Here is a 16,091-nt window from a genome sequence, read left to right on the forward strand (position 1 = left end):
CGCGGGTGAGAAAAGGAAGGTGGAGACCCAATGACACGGCAAACGTCTTACACGGCAAACTTCTGAAGATAAGGGATCTTTGCCGCCTTAGCTTTGACGAATGACTCTCCTTCAAGAAGTTGGCCCAGAAAGTCCCAACCGCCCGTGGTGAGAGATTGTTTGGCACCGGCGGGAATATCGACCTTCGCGGTCACCAGTTTCCCTGCGGGTGATTGCGCCGAAACCGTCTGCTCAAGCAGATCCAACGAAAGAATCGCCTGAGGATCGCTCTTGATCAACGAAGTCAGGGCTTCCAGATCGGCCCGGTTGGCGCGAACACAGGGAATCCCCAGAGAAACGCAATTGCCAAAGAAAATTTCGGCATACGATTCGGCAATCACAGCCTGGATACCCCATCGCATCAGTGCTTGAGGAGCGTGTTCTCGTGATGAACCGCAACCGAAATTGCGCCCCGCGACAAGAATCTTGCCTCCCTGAAACTGTGGCTGGTTGAACGGATGGGAAGGATCCTGAATTCGGTCGTCTTCAAACGCATGTTCACCCAGGCCATCAAACGTCACACAGCGGAGAAATCTCGCGGGGATAATGCGGTCGGTATCAATATCGTCGAGCAAAAGGGGAACAGCAGTGCCGGTGACATTCGTAATCGCTTGAGCCATGGTGTCTTTCTAGACGGAATCACAAGATCGTATTTATTGTTAAATAACCAGCCTGTTCACGCCTGGTTATTGCGTAAAGTGACTTATTTTAACGGGGAAATCACTTCCCAGTTATCAGGTAGCAATTCACGTACGGAAACCAGCCATCCCGGGACGGCTGGTTCGGCTTCTGCAAGATCAGTATCGCGATAGATGACTGGTTGCTCGGGTTGGCTTGAGCGATAAACTCGCACCACATCATGTGACCGCAGATCAATATCCCAGACAACGAGCGTTCCTGCGGCGAAGTAATCCGCTCGCTTGTCTGCCAGACGCTGTTCTGCTCGAGGGCCGTAATCGCCTTCACTACGAATTTCCACAGCAAAGACCGGAGCAATAGGAAACGGCTCTAATCGTGCGGGTGGGCCGACATAATAGGCCGCATCGGGCGAAAAGGATTGGCGGTGAGGAAGTTCACAACGGAAGGTCGCGTTATCGGCGACCGCTACACCATTTCCGGCCTGACTGGCATACTCATCGAGAGAACGCCCCAGTTTTGTCGCAACTAATGTGTGCCAGGCACTGGCCGGAGACATGACAAAAATCCCTCCGTCGACAACTTCTGCCTTGCCTTCAATGTCTGAAAGCTGAAGGAAAAGCTCGTCGATGTTTTGACCAAAACAGGATTTATTCTGTGGGGAAATGGCAGTTGCCATCGTCACATCCCTTTATTTTCAACAATCAACCAGACCTGATAAAAACGCCAATCATCAATACATTTCCAGCATCTGTTCACCGCCATGGGCCGGATTTCCAATCAGCCGCCGTCCCGGAGGATCGACAACAAAATCCAACAACTCCAGCGGAACCTGCCCTACCAATGTCGGGACTTCATCAGGAACTTCAATCACGTCAACGTTGCATTGGCGGTCTTGAATTGTCAGTTGCACAGGGCCGTAAATTTTGGCCAGCCTTCGGCCTTGTGTTGACATTGAGGAACGGGTGCCAAACGAGACAAGCCCCAACTCCTGGATATACCGCGTCGGCAGGCACAATGTGGTGGCACCCGTATCGACCAGCGCTTCAGGGATGGAGACTGAGCGAATTTGTGAAATTGAAATTTCTCCACGACGAGCACGGAAAGTGTCGTCAATGCTCGTGACAACAGCTTCAACCACAACACGTCCCATGGCTTCTATCCCCGATACGCTGGCAGTCATGAATTTCCCCTTAGTATTACTCCAAGTCACGAACATCTGTCACCGAACCGGTAATTGCCGCAGCAGCAACCATCGCCGGGCTCATGAGGAGTGTCCGGCCTGTGGGACTGCCCTGGCGACCCTTGAAGTTACGGTTGCTGCTCGACGCACAGACTTCGTTCCCTTTCAGCTTGTCAGGATTCATGGCCAGGCACATCGAACAGCCGGCACCACGCCATTCAAAACCGGCTTCTTCAAAGACTTTATCTAACCCTTCTTCCATGGCCTGTTTGCGAACCAGTTGCGATCCGGGAACAACAAGTGCCTTCACGCCTGAAGCCACGTGCCGCCCCTTAACGATTTTAGCCGCCTCACGCAGATCACTGATGCGGCCATTAGTGCAGGAACCAATAAACGCCACGTTGATTTTCAACCCTTGAATCGGTTGACCTTCCTTGAGATCCATATACTGGAAGGCTTCACTGATCACTTTCTGCTCATCAGCGGCAAAGCTTGCAATGGTCGGGAGGCTCTCTTTTACACCAACGGATTGAGCAGGTGTGATGCCCCAGGTCACGGTGGGTTCAATGTCTTCAGCGGCGAAAGAAACGACATCATCGAAGGTCGCTTCCGGGCTGCTGGCCAGGCTGAGCCACCACTTTGCGGCACGCTCGAATTCTTCTCCCTGAGGTGCGAATGGCCGCCCCTGAATATAATCAACCGTGGTTTGGTCAGGGTTGATGTAGCCGCAACGAGCTCCCCCTTCGATACTCATGTTGCAAACGGTCATGCGTTCTTCCATCGACATCCGCGAGAAGACTTCGCCGGAGAATTCATAGGCGTAACCGACGCCCCCCTGGACTCCCAGTTTGCGAATGATGTGAAGAATAACGTCTTTCGCATAAACGCCCGTCTTAAGCGTGCCATTGACCTCCACTTTCCTCACTTTCGGACGGCCAAGAGCAAGGGTTTGTGTCGCGAGGACATCGGCCACCTGGCTGGTGCCAATTCCAAAGGCAATCGAACCAAAAGCACCATGCGTACTGGTATGGCTATCGCCGCAGGCAATGGTCATACCGGGCAAGGTCAGCCCTTGTTCCGGGCCGACAATGTGAACCACCCCCTGGCGATTGTCTTTGAGATCGAACAGACGGACTCCAAAATCCTGACAGTTTTTCTCAATGGCGGACATCATTTCTTCGGCGAGCAGGTCGACAAACGGGCGAGCGACGCTTTCGGTGGGGACAATATGGTCAACGGTCGCGACTGTTCGTTCCGGGTAAGCCACCTTCAGCTTTCTCTCACGAAGAATCGCAAATGCCTGGGGGCTGGTCACTTCGTGAATGAGATGCAGACCGATAAACAGCTGATCCTGGCCAGACGGAAGTGCCTGGCAGCTATGGAGATCCCACACTTTGTTGAAGAGATTTCGTTTGTCGGTCATGATCAAAAAGTCTTCTTGAAAAACCTGGCTATGAATTACGTAAAGCTGCCGAGCGATCCAGAAAAGCTCTACGTCCAGTGGCCCCGAAGGCCAGCTGGGAAGTTCTTTCGTCCATTGTAACTGCTTGTCGGCGTCGCACGACCTTGACACCCTCAATTGTGGCGATTGAAAAAGCCAATTACACCCAAAGATTCGATCTTGACCCCAAAACGCTTCTCCGCGTTCAATCTCAGGTTAAGAATCATCACACCGAAGTAAACACAGGTTCACTTCCGACTGCCGGAAATCTGGTGGAAGAGATGGTTTCACGGTGGCGATGGTCGGAAACTGTGAACGTTCAGGAAAAACAGCGTGTGGACGTTTGACCGATATCTGCTGCGAAATTTCTTCTATGTTTTTTTCGTCTGCTTTGTCGCAGCGTTTGGTCTGGTTGTCACCATCGACCTGCTGGAAAACCTCGATGAGTTCATGATGAATAATCGTGGCTCAGGTTTTGTGACGCTTCTGACTTCAATTGGCACTTATTACTGCTATCAGGCGATTTTTTTTCTTGACCGGGGTGGTGCGTCCTTGATGGTAGTGGCCGTCATGGTCGTCCTGGTGCTTTTTCAGCGATCGGGGGAATTACATCCCATGCTGGCCGCTGGTGTGCCAATGTACCGTGTTTTGCGAGCGTTAATAGTAGGGCCAGTCTTTGTGACGATCCTGCTCACTTTAAATCAGGAACTCGTGGTTCCAGCCGTGGCCCATGCCAATCACTCTGGCAGAGGATCGGTTTCTGGCGACGGTCAACTTGTCGAGCCAATTTACGACTATTCCACCAAAATTTCGATCAATGGCGAGAGGGTAAATCCCGCCAAATTACAATTAGACGGTGCCCAGTTTGTTCTTCCTGCGCCGCTGATTGTTCATGACTTGACCATTATTCGAGGGACAAAAGCCATATTTCGCAAAGCAGCGGGACAACGGCCTGATGGCTGGGTCGTTTTTGAAGCAACTCCGCGTTTCGAGGATCTCGCTTTAACGCCGCGCGGCCAGGAAATTATCCGCCAGATAGGTCAGGGTGGGGAGATTTTCATTGCCAGCCCGGTCAGCTGTGATCAATTGTTCAAGAGAAAGTCGAGTTCTTCTCATCTTTCGACAAATGAATTGCTGGGACGCATTCAGAACGAGGCTTACGGCCCTTTGGCAGTGCAGAAATTTGTCTCTCAGGTCCACACACGGCTGACGCAGCCGCTGATTAATCTGATCGCAATTTTGCTGTCAATTCCCCTGTTGGTGAGGCGGGAAAGTGCAGGATTAGTGATGGATTCGGGGATTTGTGCTCTCTCGCAGGGGGCACTGTTTGGCATGATTCAGTTGTCAGCATACCTGAGTTCGACCGGAGTCATGACGGCTGATATCGCTGCCTGGCTGCCGATTTTTGTCGGAGGAGGCCTGGCCGCCTGGACGAGCGACATGATTCGCTCCTGAGATATCCCACTTGTCCTCAGAAATTGCAGAGGGGTGCAGGTCTCTTTGGGAGGCTTTCACCAGATTTGCCGAATTTAGACCGAGTTCAGGCTAAGTTATTCAAAGAAAAGGGCTGCTCGGTTGACCCACGCTTCAGCATGGCTACAATCGGCGTCGCACCAAGGAATGTTAAGCCAGTTGGCAAGACGTTTCTCCGGGGCCGTAGCTCAATTGGTTAGAGCACCGGACTGTCGATCCGGAGGTTACGGGTTCGAACCCCGCCGGCCTCGCTATGCGAGACTCCTGTCAAGCAAAAAGAACTGATTCGGATGAGGCTCCGTTCGTCAGGGATGGAGGCGTAGTCGGTGTGCCCAGAGCTTCGGCTCCTCACGCTTCGGCCGACCATGTTTTGAACCTCTTCGATGACCCTGAAGAAACCCGGGCGCGGGACACCGCCCGGGTTTCTTCGTTTTTCCATATGGATCAATTGCTGGGAGGCTCGCCGTGTTAGTTCGCCTTTCCCTTTATCGGCATCACCCGGAGAGCGGAGTGGAATCGCGATCCGTTGTGGTCGAGCGATCGGACATTCCCAGATCCGGGATGCCTTTTCGATTCGAGCCACAATGGGTTTCAAATACTTTCAACGACCCAACGTTCACATGGTCGCTATGGAGCGTAAGCAAGATATTCGCGGTCGCTGAAGGTGCTGAATACGAACTCCGCCTGATCCCCGAAACTATGGAGACTCTCCAGCCAACAACGCCACGGCCACCCCACTTCGACTGTTTGGCAAAAGCAGAAAAAAAATTGCGGTCGTAGCGTGAAGAAACGCCGTGAATAGATCATCGGACTACGTATCCGGTGATCTATTCAGGGGTGAAGTTGGTGAGAATACACAAAACAGGGGTGTTCAGTTCGCAGCCAAGTTTTCAGCATTTTTTAAGTGGTGCGCCACATCCAATAAAAAACGTTTATCAAATCGCAGCGAACTTCTGCTTGCTCGTGAAAGAAAGCCAGCCGTAGCCCTGGCGGAGAGCGAGCGTAGTGGGAATCTCAGAAATTCTAAAAGTGATCGGCTTTGCCATTCCACTGGCCAAGTCGATGCAAGAATCTCCCTGGCTCCGAATTTGTCTCCATAGGCGGCGGCCGGCCAGCGAGCTTTTTCGTTGAGTTCGCAGCCGCTTTTGCAAACGCAAACTCCTGGTGTTGCCAGTCGGCGACCGACCCAAGCCGCCATTCTCACACAGACGGCATTTCCGACCAGACGCCATCTCAAATTCTTCTTGCCGTCGGCTATTAATGGTGTGTTCGTCCAATTCAACGGAAAACCTTGTAATCGCTCTGCATCGCGAACATCGATCGTAACCAGTTGCCGCTTCTCTCGAATCCAGATTGCGGGAGGGGAAGGAATGCCAATGGTCGAGCCGCCCTTCAACGTCGGCACACAATTGGGAGCCCAACCCAGTCCCTTGGATCCCTCAGTCCAATAAAAACCAAAAGCGTCGGATTCGGTTGGTTCGGGTGGCTCGGTTGCATTATCGGCAAAAAGCACTGTTCGTGGGTCATTCGTCATGCTTGCAACGATCACGACTCGCTGCCGCCTCTGAGGTAGGCCGAAGGCCTTAGCGTTGACGGTTCGATATGCCCAAGAGTATCCGAGAGAACTCAGCGACTCAGTGATGAACCGAATTGCTTTGCCACCATTCAGTTGCAACATGAAGGGGACATTTTCAAGAAGGATCCAGTTGGGCCTCTCACTTGCATCGGCAACTAATCGAAACACCTCTTTGACAAGCGCCGATTCACTCCCATCAATCCCTTCGGTTTTTCCGCATTGACTTAGATTTTGGCAGGGAAATCCAGCGGTCAAGAGATCACAGGCAGGCAGGCTAAGCAATTCTCGCACATCACCTGTGACGACAACGCCTGGGAAGCGAATTTTCAGTACCGATTGAGCGTATTTGTCATTGTCAGCCAGTTGAACAGTCCGGTGACCGTGCCGACTCAGCCCAAGTTCTATGCCACCGATACCAGAAAACAGTCCGACGGTTCGGAGAGAACGATTTGAAGAGTCTTTCAGCATTTTGTTCATTTATTGCTATCGACCTGTCACGTGCTGAGCCAATATCTCCGGTCACCATCTTTAAGTATCGCAGAATCAGATTGAGAACTCGAGGCAATTTACCGGGAATTCGATGATGCCAGAAAAAGCAAAGAAAGCAGCGAATCCGCAAACCGAATCCACAAAGGCAGACCAACAGATTCGGCAGATTCAGCAGGACATTCGGTTCGACACACGGGATTTTCCAATCGAGACCATTGTCAATCGGTTTGGCAATGAGAATTTCTTTGTTCCCCCGTACCAAAGGGAGTTCGTATGGAACGAATTCGACCAGAGCCATTTCATCGAATCGGTCATAATGGGATTGCCGATTCCGATGATGTTCTTAGGGGAAACGTCGGATGGAACTTTTGAAATTGTTGACGGTGCCCAAAGAATTCAGACGCTCGATAGTTTTAAGTCCGGGGATCTGGTGCTTTCTGGGCTAAAGAAGCTGACTTCTTTGAACGGCTTCACCTATGACATGTTGACGGAGACTCAGAGGAACAAGTTTTTAAGCCGAGCATTGCGAATCGTCATATTGGATCAGGAAACGTCAGACGAAAATCGGCAAGAGTTGTTCAATCGAATCAACAAATCTGGTCAGAAACTCACTCCAAGCGAACGCCGCCGCGGTGCACTCGCTGGAAAATTCATGCAGTTCCTAGAGAATTGTGCGAAGAAGCCGATGTTCGTCAAACTATGCCCCGTTTCGGCCGCTATGCGGAGTCGTAAGGAACCTCTTGAACTTATTACACGGTTCTTTGCCTACTCAGAGCGATATACAGAGTTCGTTCATGATGTTGATGAATTTCTAGATCAATTCGTACGTGACAATCTAAATCAGTTTCCGCAGCGACGATTCACCTCAGAATTTGACGGTATGCTCAAATTCATGCATAAGCACTTCCCTTATGGATTTGCCAAGACACCCACGGCGACTACGACACCCCGGGTAAGGTTCGAGGCACTCTCAGTAGGAATTAATCTCGCACTTCGACGAGATCCGAAGGTCATACCGCCGCCAGTAGTGGATTGGATCAATTCCGAAGATTTCATAAAATGCACGACCACACATGCGAGCAATTCCCCCAGAAGACTTTCCGGTCGTATTGAGTTTGTGCGTGATCGTATCTTGGGGGTGGCGGAATGACTTTCACAGACCTGAGAGCAGAGTTTGAGAACCGCGTGCAAGAAGTACATCTATTTCTAAAACTACTCAAGTCGATTGACAACGAGGAATTGGCCGTTGTGACTGGTGTATCAATTCAGAATTTTCAGATTGGGACGTTACCGGCAGATTGCAGTAAAGTCCTAAAAGGATCGGCCTATCTGGTCTTATACAACATGATTGAGGCATTTGTTCGGAGGGCGTTTCAAGAGATATTTAATCAAATATATGCTGATTCACACCACGGGGGGGAGCTTAATGATTCTTTTCGCAACCAATGGATTGAGCAGAGAAATCGAATGGTTAGCGCATTTGACGGGTCACCTGGGGTGTACATGAAAATCGTTCATGAACTTGTCTGCCAAGTACTCAAGAAGGAAGCCGTGTCGTTAGATCCTGACCGCCTACCATTTTCTGGGAATCTAAATGCCGATATTATTCGAGATGCCTGTAAGCGGCACGGCATCCAATTAAACATTTCACCACAGGCCCATGGTGGTGTGTTGCTTGAAAGCGTAAAGAAGAATCGAAATTTACTCGCGCATGGCAATGAGGCATTTAGCGTGATTGGGGGTGGCGTCACAGTGGCGCAAATTGAACAGGCTGTATTGGAGACAGAACATTTTATGCGTGACTTGATTTCTAGTTTTGAAAACTTTGTGACCAGCCGTTCTTATCTTGCCGCCCCTTGATTTGCCTGTCTTAGTTTTTTCTCGGTGAATTTTTCCATTTGACATTCTTCTCCTCTGACGTTCTTATACCACACGTCGGGACTGCTCGACCACGTCGTCAAAAACGTGATTTCGCGTGAGTTCGCAACGTCTGCTCTTGGGCTGGTCTCAGCCGGGTGCCGCGGCACGAACTCCAAGCTTTTGTTTGTGGAAGTTCAACGCCGGTCCTGTCTCACGCCTGGATTTTGACCGGCACCCGTCCTGCTGAGTTTTCGTGGCACGCCTGTTTCCCGTTCCTGGGCTGGCGTGATAGCGCGGCGATCGACCTTACCTACCCACGGTCTATCGATCGCCGCGCGTCCACGTTTCTTGGCTCAACCCCAATGCGTCCCCTCGCATTGATCGGAAACGCGCGCTATGTGCCATTTTTCAAGCTATTTATTTAAGCAGCAGGCACACCCACCAAACCTATCCACAACGCCCGTCATGGAGGCTTCGACGGATCGCGGCTGGCGTCCTCTCCGCCAGCACGGGCAATCCACCACAGCGGAGATTGACAGTGACTGTGATTTCAGCGGCCAAGCCTCGCGCCCGCACCAGATCCTTCTCGATTCGACCCGTCTCAAGACCTGTGCTCAAGATCCTCCACCAGCCCGAGGAGAAATGCACCCCACAATCCAGCCTCCGGCAGGTCTATCTGAAGCACATCCTGCGCGACCTCGAAGTCGGCGAAGATGCACTCAGCGACTATGGCAACATTATCAATCTGTGGGAGAAGCTGGCCCTCGATCGACCGGTGGGGAAAATCGATCGCGACCTCGTCAAGGATTTCCGCACACGGGTCGGAAACCAGTTGATCGACAAAGACACGCCCCGCGAACGCAAGCGTTCCCCAGCCACGGTCAACAAGCTCATGAGAGTCTTCAAAGCCCTGGTGCGGCGGATGTGGCCCAAGGATTCCCGCAATCCCGATGGTCTGGGGCTGGTCGATTACTTCAGGTTCCCCAAGCCAGTGACAGAGCCGCGCAACCTGCTGGAAAACTTCACGTTTACACGCGGACAATTATCAGATCTCTACAACGCCAGCCACCACGCGAAGCCGCTGAAATCGCACCGCCGATCACATCTCTACAATGCGTTGTTGTGGCAGACGGGGTTGGTGTTGAGCCTCAACTGTGGCCCGAGGACTTGGGATTTGTTCGCCCTCAAGTGGGCCAACATCGACTTCAACAAATACCGCTATGGGGCGGTGACGTTCGTGGCCGAGAAAACCGAGAAGACGCAAACGATCCCGCTCAACAAGATCTCGGCCATCCATCTGCGAGCGGTGAAAGCGTTGAGCCTCGACGCCACCTTAATCTTCCCCAGCTTCAAGAAGAACAAAACGTTCTACCGCTGCTGGAAGAACATTTGCGAGGCCGCTCAACTCCAGAGCATGAAGGGTCGGAACACCCGCTACGAGGACAATCGCAAAACCTGCAGCACGCGGTACGACGATGCCTTCGATGGCGTGGGATCGTGGGTGACCGGTCACTCGCTCAAGGGGGTCAACGCCAAGCACTATCAGGACGCCACCGCCCGCGTTCGGAAAGCGGTTTACCACCTGGTGCAACCGAAAGCCTTTCGTGCCGGGGCGAAAGCGCTGCTCACGCAGCTCAAGGCCGATCTGGCCAAGCAATCACACTCCAAGTGATTTCGGGCGAAATCACAACCTCAATTGATCCATCTCGGCGCGCCCGGTCTCTGCTGCGATGGCCTCTCGCGGTGGGGGCCGGGCGTGTTTTTTTCCTCTTTCTGCGCACCCGGTGCGCCCATTGAAAGGTTTCATGATGACTTCAGAATCCTCTGCCTCCCCGACCGTAGAAACAGTCAATCCTGTATTCGCTCAAAACGTCGTCAATCGAGCCATTGAAACGCTGGCCACATTGCACGATCAGCCTCCCAAGCCCGGTGAACTCTCACGCGAAGAATCGATGGTACTGCGGACCGCCATCGGGACTCTGGCGTGGCTGGTCGATTGTCCGTATGGGCGTGTGCCACCCCTGGATGCACTGCTGTCACAAGCGCAAGGCGCTGGCAACTCCCGCGTCCAGGAAACCTGAGCGAAAAAGCCAAGAAGCAACAAAGAGAAAAAGCCACGAAGCCAGGCAATACATACCACACATCCCAACGGAGTTCAGACCCATGTCAGAGACTAATGCCCCCACCGCCGATATTGACCGTGATGTGCAGCTCATCACTCTGCGTTCTGCCATGGTGCGGACAATCGCTCGTGATGATGCCCTGCGCATTCAATCGGTCTGCGAAGTGCGAAATAGTGGCCGCTCTCGCCTGGCGGCGGCCCAGCTGCTCGATGGCGTGCAGCTCTGCCTCACCATCGAGCCACCCGGCGAGCCGCACACCGGCACCATGTCGATCGTGCTGACAGTCGACGAAGCCGACAACCTGGCACGCATTCTCGATCACCTGGTCAGTTCCATTCGTGCGCAAGAAGTCGCGCCGCTGGTAACCAGACCAATCGGTTTTCAAAGGTGAACGGCCGTCCGGACGGCCCAGAACCTGTGGTGAAACGGAACAAGCCGCTTTGCGGAACATCACGCCCCACTGCTGGGGAATTGCGGGTTCGATGCCCGCCAGGTTTGTTTTTCATTGACTCAATCAGGATCGACTGATGAAAGCTTCTGAACTGACCATCGAGCAACGGGCCGAGGCGCTCTATCGCATGGGAGCCAGTAGGCCGCTGCTGCTGATTCCCTTGCAGGTCGTCACCGGCTTGATCATGCACGGTGAACCTTGCGGCGATCCGGTATGCACAGCCTGCAAACTCCTCGCGACGGAGATGGTGCGCGAGCATCTGAATCTGACCCAAACCCCTTCCAACAATTGAAAGGTGATCTTGCAATGACTCAGCTCGATAATGGCATGGAACTGGCCGCCCGGCGGATCGAACAGGATCCCGAGGCGCGGGCGTACTTTGACCGCCAGATCCCCTTGAATCTCCGGGGGCGTTTCTTGCTGGCTTTTATCTCACATCTGCAACTCGCGCTCCGGCATCCGCAGAACATCGGCCCATCAGCAGAGATGATGACGGGCTTTATTTCAGACGCCCGAGAAGACATGCCACCCATCCTGCAGCAAGTGGTCGATGCCGGCTTTGCAGAGATCCCGGACTTCAACCAGGTCGGTCACTAATGACCGATCCGTATCGGAAATTTGAGGGAGATAGAGATGGCTGTTGAAGTGTCGCGCGAAGACATTCTGGCAGTGCTGGCCGGGTTTATTGAGATGGCTCCATTGATGGAACGCGCTCAAGACCCCAGGCAGTCATTGCTTGTTCTGAATGTGATGGGTGACACGCTGGCCTGGGTGATTCAGGAGCCTTCCCTTCAGAGTGGCGAGGTGACTGGAGTACTCCGTGATGCCATGAGGCGGGGTCGAAAAGTCCTTTCTGAAATGAGGAAGGAACCCCATGAGGGCAACAAGCATTTGTCCGAAAGGAAAGCCGCCAATGGCCGCTGATCTCGAAAACGGCCCGTCACCGCGTCGATTTCATGTTTGGCTCGACAGCGGAGCTAATTCGCAGAGTCGATATGAGACCGAAGTCACACTCGATGATTGCGGTGTCACCAGCGAGCAGTGGGATCGCCTCAGTGACGAAGAGCAGGAAAGCCTGATGCGTGAATGGGCCTTCAATTGGGCGGAGTGGGGCTTCAGAGAAATCACAAACTCAATATAGAAACGAATAGAGATGGCCGTTGATCTGGAAAACCAATTTCTGGGAATGCTCGCAGCGTCGTTCGATGACTTCAGTGAGATGCCAGCCGAACAACGGGAGGGACTGCGCAACGCCTTCTATGGCGGGGCGCTCGTCGCTGTCCTGGAGTTTCCCGAAAGCCCGACAAAGCTGCATTTGATGCTGCAGCTCAACGCCTACATCCGAAATCACAACGCCCGACACGGGCTGACTTCTTAATGCTATGGGGGACTGATGACACTGCGAGTCTTTGTGCGGGATGACAGTGGAGAACCCGCCTATTACTGGGGTGAGCCGGGGACGCTCAATGAAGCGAGTCTGGGGCAACACCTCCATTCACTCATCCTGAATGCTGTGGAAACTGGTGACACTTCGCTATCAGTCGACTTTGAGCTGAAGGACATGACTGACGACGAAGTGGCCAATCTGCCTGACGTATAAAACCAAGAGTCGGCGGCAACAACAAGGCGGAGCGAAACCGATCGTTGTGGGCCGGGGAGATCACTAGCCGAGACGCCTTTGCGGTTCAACGCCGCGCCGTTCTCAATGTTAGCCTCGGGGGTTCAAGCCCCTCCCGATTCAATGGCACATCAGTGTGTCCTGTATTCTCTTAACTCTACTCGAAGGATCGATCGCATGCTGGTCTTAACCCGTAAACCCAGTGAAGTCATTCAATTGAAACTGACCGAGGATCTCCCCGCCGGAACACTCCTCTACATCACAGCCATCGATCAGCGAGCCTGCGGTATGCGGCTGGGATTCGATGCGCCGCAATCGGTCAAAATCGTCCGCGTCGAATTGATCCCCGTCGACGAACTGGCCGAGGATTCCATCGCGGCCGCCTGAATCTCCCCACGCGGCCGCAGGAGGTGGTCGCTTCTGAGGTGGTCGCCGGGGAAAGGATGCTCCCAGGTGACCCCAGCTGATTGTCAGGCCCATGGAAGGCCCCCCTTCACCCATACCAGCGACACAGGCCAAGGCGCACAGCACCGGGGTCGAGATGCAGCGACGTCTGCCGCTTGACCTCGACCCCGTCGACCAGCTGCGGCTCCTCCCCATTCCCCCGGGCGAACGCGAGCTGCTCCTGGCGATCTGCGCTCAGGATCCGACCACGTTCACCTGGAACGCTCCCGCTAAACATCTGGCCGAACTGCTCCACTGTCACCCCGGCACCATCACCCGGCGTTCAGCCAAGTGTGCGGCGGCTGGATTGCTTGAGGTGGAAGTGCGACCAGGTCGGCCCAGCCGCTTGACCATCACTCCGGCTGCTTTCTCCCCCGCGACTTTCTCCAGCCAGGTGATGCCCCTGCCCAGCCGCCGTCAACGCCGGGCAAGTTCATCCCCAACAGTTCCAACCCCAGCTCCCATGATGGTGCCCACACCGTTCCCAGTGACATTCCCAGCGACATCCCCCAGCGTGCTGAACCGTCGGCGCCGAAAGCGGGATGTGGCGGGGGAACTGATGACGGTCACGCTCTATTGGGTGGGTCTGGTGGTGGAACTGGTGACCAGTTGCGCGCCGACCGCTCACCCCCAGCGCGCCAAGTCCTGGCGCAAACCCCTGCCCGACCAGTTGGAGTTCACCTTTGCGCCGGCACCCCCAGCGCAAACCCCCGCTGTGGCCAGTGCTGTGGTTAGTGCTGAGAGCGCAAACCCCCACCCCCAGCGCGCAAACCCTCCGCGCAAACCTCGGAAAACGGCCCCCAGCGCTAGCGCCGACAGCTTCGGCGCTAGCGCAAACCCAGTGACCCCCAGCGCGCAAACCTCCTCTATAGAATTTAGATCTTTAGATAGAAAGAAGAATTCTTCTATCTCTCTATTAGAGAAGAGTTCTTCAGAGAAGAAGCCACGCATCGAATGGGGTGTGGCTTCCATCACCGCTTCGGCGCTGAAGACCAATCCCGCCCTGATCCGCAAGCTGCAGCAGGCCGCGGCCAATCACGGGTACGACATCCCGCTCACTCAATTTGCGGCGCTGTGCTGTTACGTGGGACGAAAATGCATGAACCCCCAGGATCCCAAAAAAAACAGCCCGGGGGGAATGCTGTACTACCTGCTGACCAACGAAACAGATCGCCTGGGCAACGTCTGTCTGGATCGACCGGAACCGATTGACCGGAAGCAGGCCAAAGCCATCTTCGACCATGAGACGGCCATGCAGGCCAGCGAAGCCAGAACGCCGTCCCGGCCGCGATCATCGCCCACAGCCTCAAACATCAGCCCTACGCCCGAACGGCCGCCAGCAGCCACCGAAGGGCCAATGGCCGGGTCGGGGCTGGACAAGTTTGCGTTGCTCCGCCGGGCACAAGCGGCCCGGCGAACGTTCACGGACGATCCTTCCCGCATGGATGCGGTGCTTTCCCAATTACCAGAGGTGTGACATGGCCACCAAGGCTCCCAAAACGATCGATGGCTTTTATGAATGGCTCTGCAAAACGTGCCCGGATGGAACGGACGTCGATTTCCACATCGACCTGGGACACAAGAAGGAACGTGGGCGGACGTACTCTTCCGTCACTTACCGGATTGACCTGGTCGATTACCTGGATGATCGACCGGACGAAATTCACGACCTGCTCCGGAAATCGTTCCACTCGTTGGAAGATGCCGCGTTGTGGGTGACGCGTCAGGCCGTGCCGCTGCTGACTGGCGCGAAGCTGGAAATTCCCCGGCCGAAGCAATCAAGGCTCACAAGCAAGCCGCAACGGACGCTCCGCCTGGAACACAAACCCGACCCTTCACCCCTGATTCCCTGAAAGATGGCCATGATCAATCGACTCCACACGGTGTCCCAACACCTCAATTTGGGACACCGTCACGCTCAGTCTTACGAGGAATACTTGTCGTGCAACAACCTGCCAGACAGTGAGGCGTCCAGGACTGCCTACAGTGAAATGATCAATCAGCCACACGAGTACCGGTTTGATAAGCCGGGAATTGAGCCGCTTCTGGAACTCAGGGGCTTTCGCAGAAACGGTCAGGGCAATTGGGAACTGACCATTGCCGAGGATGACCAGAGCCGGCTGGCCGTGCTGCTCCTGGAGAACCATCAGAACCCACGTGCGTTCGACATCGAACTGCACACCATCACGAAAGATGATCAATCCCGCGAGATGGTGTTTTTGTCCTACGCGAAACCGGTCTCCACGATTCAGCAAGTGGAACGTTTTCTGGCAGCCATGGAGGAGGTGTGCCAATGAGTGGGGATCAATCAAATGACATCGAGTTCGACACGGATTACACGAATGAAGTGGTGTGTCCCTGGTGTGGCTATGAACACGGGGATTCATGGGAATTTGAGGAAGGAGACCATGAGTGCAGCGGCTGTGATCGCAAGTTCTTTCTGACGCGGGATGTGTCGGTGACCTATTCGACAGAGCGCATTGAGGAGGAATCATGAAGCGATACCTGTGTTGGATCTTTGGCTGCGAATGCCCAAGCCACTGGTACTGCTGCCTCCGCTGTAGTGCCGGTATCTATGATGGTGATTTCATTCAGCAGCCCTGCTGGCTGATTCGCATAAACAAGCGATGCTGGCTGTGGATGCTCTTGAAAATACGTGGGCACAAGTGCTGCCACTGCGGCCATCGTTACTGGATTCCTGGCCCCGGTGGCAATGAATGGTGTTGTTCAAGCGAGTGTGACCAGCTTCACGTTCCCT

Annotated in this window: 22 protein-coding genes and 2 tRNA genes; 19 read left to right on the forward strand and 5 right to left on the reverse strand. The window is 54.0% G+C overall.

Going from position 1 to position 16,091, the window contains the following annotated elements:
• Window positions 1-47 precede the first annotated feature (47 nt).
• The 4 genes from leuD to leuC form a co-directional block, all read right to left on the reverse strand.
• Complete coding sequence (leuD, locus tag SH287x_RS11820; RefSeq protein ID WP_479514517.1) at window positions 48-659, reverse strand: 3-isopropylmalate dehydratase small subunit; 612 nt, start codon at window positions 657-659, stop codon at window positions 48-50.
• An 83-nt stretch (window positions 660-742) separates the two neighbouring features.
• Complete coding sequence (locus SH287x_RS11825; protein WP_479514518.1) at window positions 743-1,354, reverse strand: Uma2 family endonuclease; 612 nt, start codon at window positions 1,352-1,354, stop codon at window positions 743-745.
• 54 nt (window positions 1,355-1,408) lie between these two features.
• Window positions 1,409-1,858: an aspartyl protease gene (locus SH287x_RS11830; protein ID WP_479514519.1), complete on the reverse strand. Its 450-nt coding sequence runs from the start codon at window positions 1,856-1,858 to the stop codon at window positions 1,409-1,411.
• A gap of 16 nt (window positions 1,859-1,874) precedes the next feature.
• Window positions 1,875-3,281, reverse strand: coding sequence for a 3-isopropylmalate dehydratase large subunit (gene leuC / locus SH287x_RS11835; protein ID WP_479514520.1), 1,407 nt, complete (start codon window positions 3,279-3,281; stop codon window positions 1,875-1,877).
• Window positions 3,282-3,632: 351 nt separating this feature from the next.
• Between leuC and SH287x_RS11840 the strand changes: the two genes are divergently transcribed.
• Together SH287x_RS11840 and SH287x_RS11845 are read left to right on the forward strand one after the other, a co-directional pair.
• Window positions 3,633-4,754, forward strand: coding sequence for an LptF/LptG family permease (locus SH287x_RS11840; protein ID WP_479514521.1), 1,122 nt, complete (start codon window positions 3,633-3,635; stop codon window positions 4,752-4,754).
• A 195-nt stretch (window positions 4,755-4,949) separates the two neighbouring features.
• Window positions 4,950-5,023, forward strand: a tRNA-Asp gene (locus tag SH287x_RS11845).
• A gap of 620 nt (window positions 5,024-5,643) precedes the next feature.
• Here SH287x_RS11845 and SH287x_RS11850 read toward each other — a convergent pair.
• Window positions 5,644-6,816, reverse strand: a complete 1,173-nt coding sequence (locus tag SH287x_RS11850; protein ID WP_479514522.1) for a DNA cytosine methyltransferase — start codon at window positions 6,814-6,816, stop codon at window positions 5,644-5,646.
• A 112-nt stretch (window positions 6,817-6,928) separates the two neighbouring features.
• On the opposite strand from SH287x_RS11850, the gene SH287x_RS11855 reads away from it, so the two are divergent.
• The 17 genes from SH287x_RS11855 (at window position 6,929) to SH287x_RS11935 (ending at window position 15,830) form a co-directional block, all read left to right on the forward strand.
• A complete protein-coding gene (locus tag SH287x_RS11855; RefSeq protein WP_479514523.1) occupies window positions 6,929-7,987 on the forward strand; it encodes a GmrSD restriction endonuclease domain-containing protein in 1,059 nt (352 codons plus the stop codon).
• A complete protein-coding gene (locus tag SH287x_RS11860; protein WP_479514524.1) occupies window positions 7,984-8,697 on the forward strand; it encodes an MAE_28990/MAE_18760 family HEPN-like nuclease in 714 nt (237 codons plus the stop codon). Before SH287x_RS11855 ends, SH287x_RS11860 begins: the two co-directional genes overlap by 4 nt.
• A 538-nt stretch (window positions 8,698-9,235) precedes the next feature.
• Complete coding sequence (locus tag SH287x_RS11865) at window positions 9,236-10,369, forward strand: tyrosine-type recombinase/integrase (protein ID WP_479514525.1); 1,134 nt, start codon at window positions 9,236-9,238, stop codon at window positions 10,367-10,369.
• Between the two features lie 133 nt (window positions 10,370-10,502).
• Complete coding sequence (locus SH287x_RS11870; protein ID WP_479514526.1) at window positions 10,503-10,778, forward strand: hypothetical protein; 276 nt, start codon at window positions 10,503-10,505, stop codon at window positions 10,776-10,778.
• A gap of 82 nt (window positions 10,779-10,860) precedes the next feature.
• Window positions 10,861-11,211, forward strand: coding sequence for a hypothetical protein (locus SH287x_RS11875; protein WP_479514527.1), 351 nt, complete (start codon window positions 10,861-10,863; stop codon window positions 11,209-11,211).
• A 20-nt stretch (window positions 11,212-11,231) separates the two neighbouring features.
• Window positions 11,232-11,318 (forward strand) — tRNA-OTHER (locus SH287x_RS11880).
• Window positions 11,319-11,347: 29 nt separating this feature from the next.
• Window positions 11,348-11,563 carry a hypothetical protein gene (locus SH287x_RS11885; RefSeq protein ID WP_479514528.1) on the forward strand — a complete coding sequence of 72 codons (216 nt, stop codon included), beginning with the start codon at window positions 11,348-11,350 and terminating at the stop codon, window positions 11,561-11,563.
• A gap of 14 nt (window positions 11,564-11,577) precedes the next feature.
• Window positions 11,578-11,868, forward strand: coding sequence for a hypothetical protein (locus tag SH287x_RS11890; protein ID WP_479514529.1), 291 nt, complete (start codon window positions 11,578-11,580; stop codon window positions 11,866-11,868).
• Window positions 11,869-11,904: 36 nt separating this feature from the next.
• A complete protein-coding gene (locus SH287x_RS11895) occupies window positions 11,905-12,195 on the forward strand; it encodes a hypothetical protein (protein WP_479514530.1) in 291 nt (96 codons plus the stop codon).
• Window positions 12,185-12,412 (forward strand): DUF7167 family protein, encoded by a 228-nt coding sequence (locus SH287x_RS11900; protein ID WP_479514531.1) that lies wholly within the window; start codon window positions 12,185-12,187, stop codon window positions 12,410-12,412. Before SH287x_RS11895 ends, SH287x_RS11900 begins: the two co-directional genes overlap by 11 nt.
• 12 nt (window positions 12,413-12,424) lie before the next feature.
• Window positions 12,425-12,649, forward strand: coding sequence for a hypothetical protein (locus SH287x_RS11905; RefSeq protein ID WP_479514532.1), 225 nt, complete (start codon window positions 12,425-12,427; stop codon window positions 12,647-12,649).
• A gap of 15 nt (window positions 12,650-12,664) precedes the next feature.
• Window positions 12,665-12,871, forward strand: a complete 207-nt coding sequence (locus SH287x_RS11910; protein ID WP_479514533.1) for a hypothetical protein — start codon at window positions 12,665-12,667, stop codon at window positions 12,869-12,871.
• 195 nt (window positions 12,872-13,066) lie between these two features.
• Window positions 13,067-13,276: a carbon storage regulator gene (locus SH287x_RS11915; RefSeq protein WP_479514534.1), complete on the forward strand. Its 210-nt coding sequence runs from the start codon at window positions 13,067-13,069 to the stop codon at window positions 13,274-13,276.
• Window positions 13,277-13,367: 91 nt separating this feature from the next.
• Window positions 13,368-14,810, forward strand: coding sequence for a hypothetical protein (locus tag SH287x_RS11920; RefSeq protein ID WP_479514535.1), 1,443 nt, complete (start codon window positions 13,368-13,370; stop codon window positions 14,808-14,810).
• A 1-nt stretch (window position 14,811) separates the two neighbouring features.
• A complete protein-coding gene (locus tag SH287x_RS11925) occupies window positions 14,812-15,186 on the forward strand; it encodes a hypothetical protein (protein WP_479514536.1) in 375 nt (124 codons plus the stop codon).
• A 138-nt stretch (window positions 15,187-15,324) separates the two neighbouring features.
• Window positions 15,325-15,630 carry a hypothetical protein gene (locus tag SH287x_RS11930; RefSeq protein WP_479514537.1) on the forward strand — a complete coding sequence of 102 codons (306 nt, stop codon included), beginning with the start codon at window positions 15,325-15,327 and terminating at the stop codon, window positions 15,628-15,630.
• Window positions 15,627-15,830: a hypothetical protein gene (locus SH287x_RS11935; protein WP_479514538.1), complete on the forward strand. Its 204-nt coding sequence runs from the start codon at window positions 15,627-15,629 to the stop codon at window positions 15,828-15,830. Before SH287x_RS11930 ends, SH287x_RS11935 begins: the two co-directional genes overlap by 4 nt.
• Window positions 15,831-16,091: the final 261 nt, after the last annotated feature.

This window comes from Planctopirus sp. SH287 (assembly GCF_056500625.1).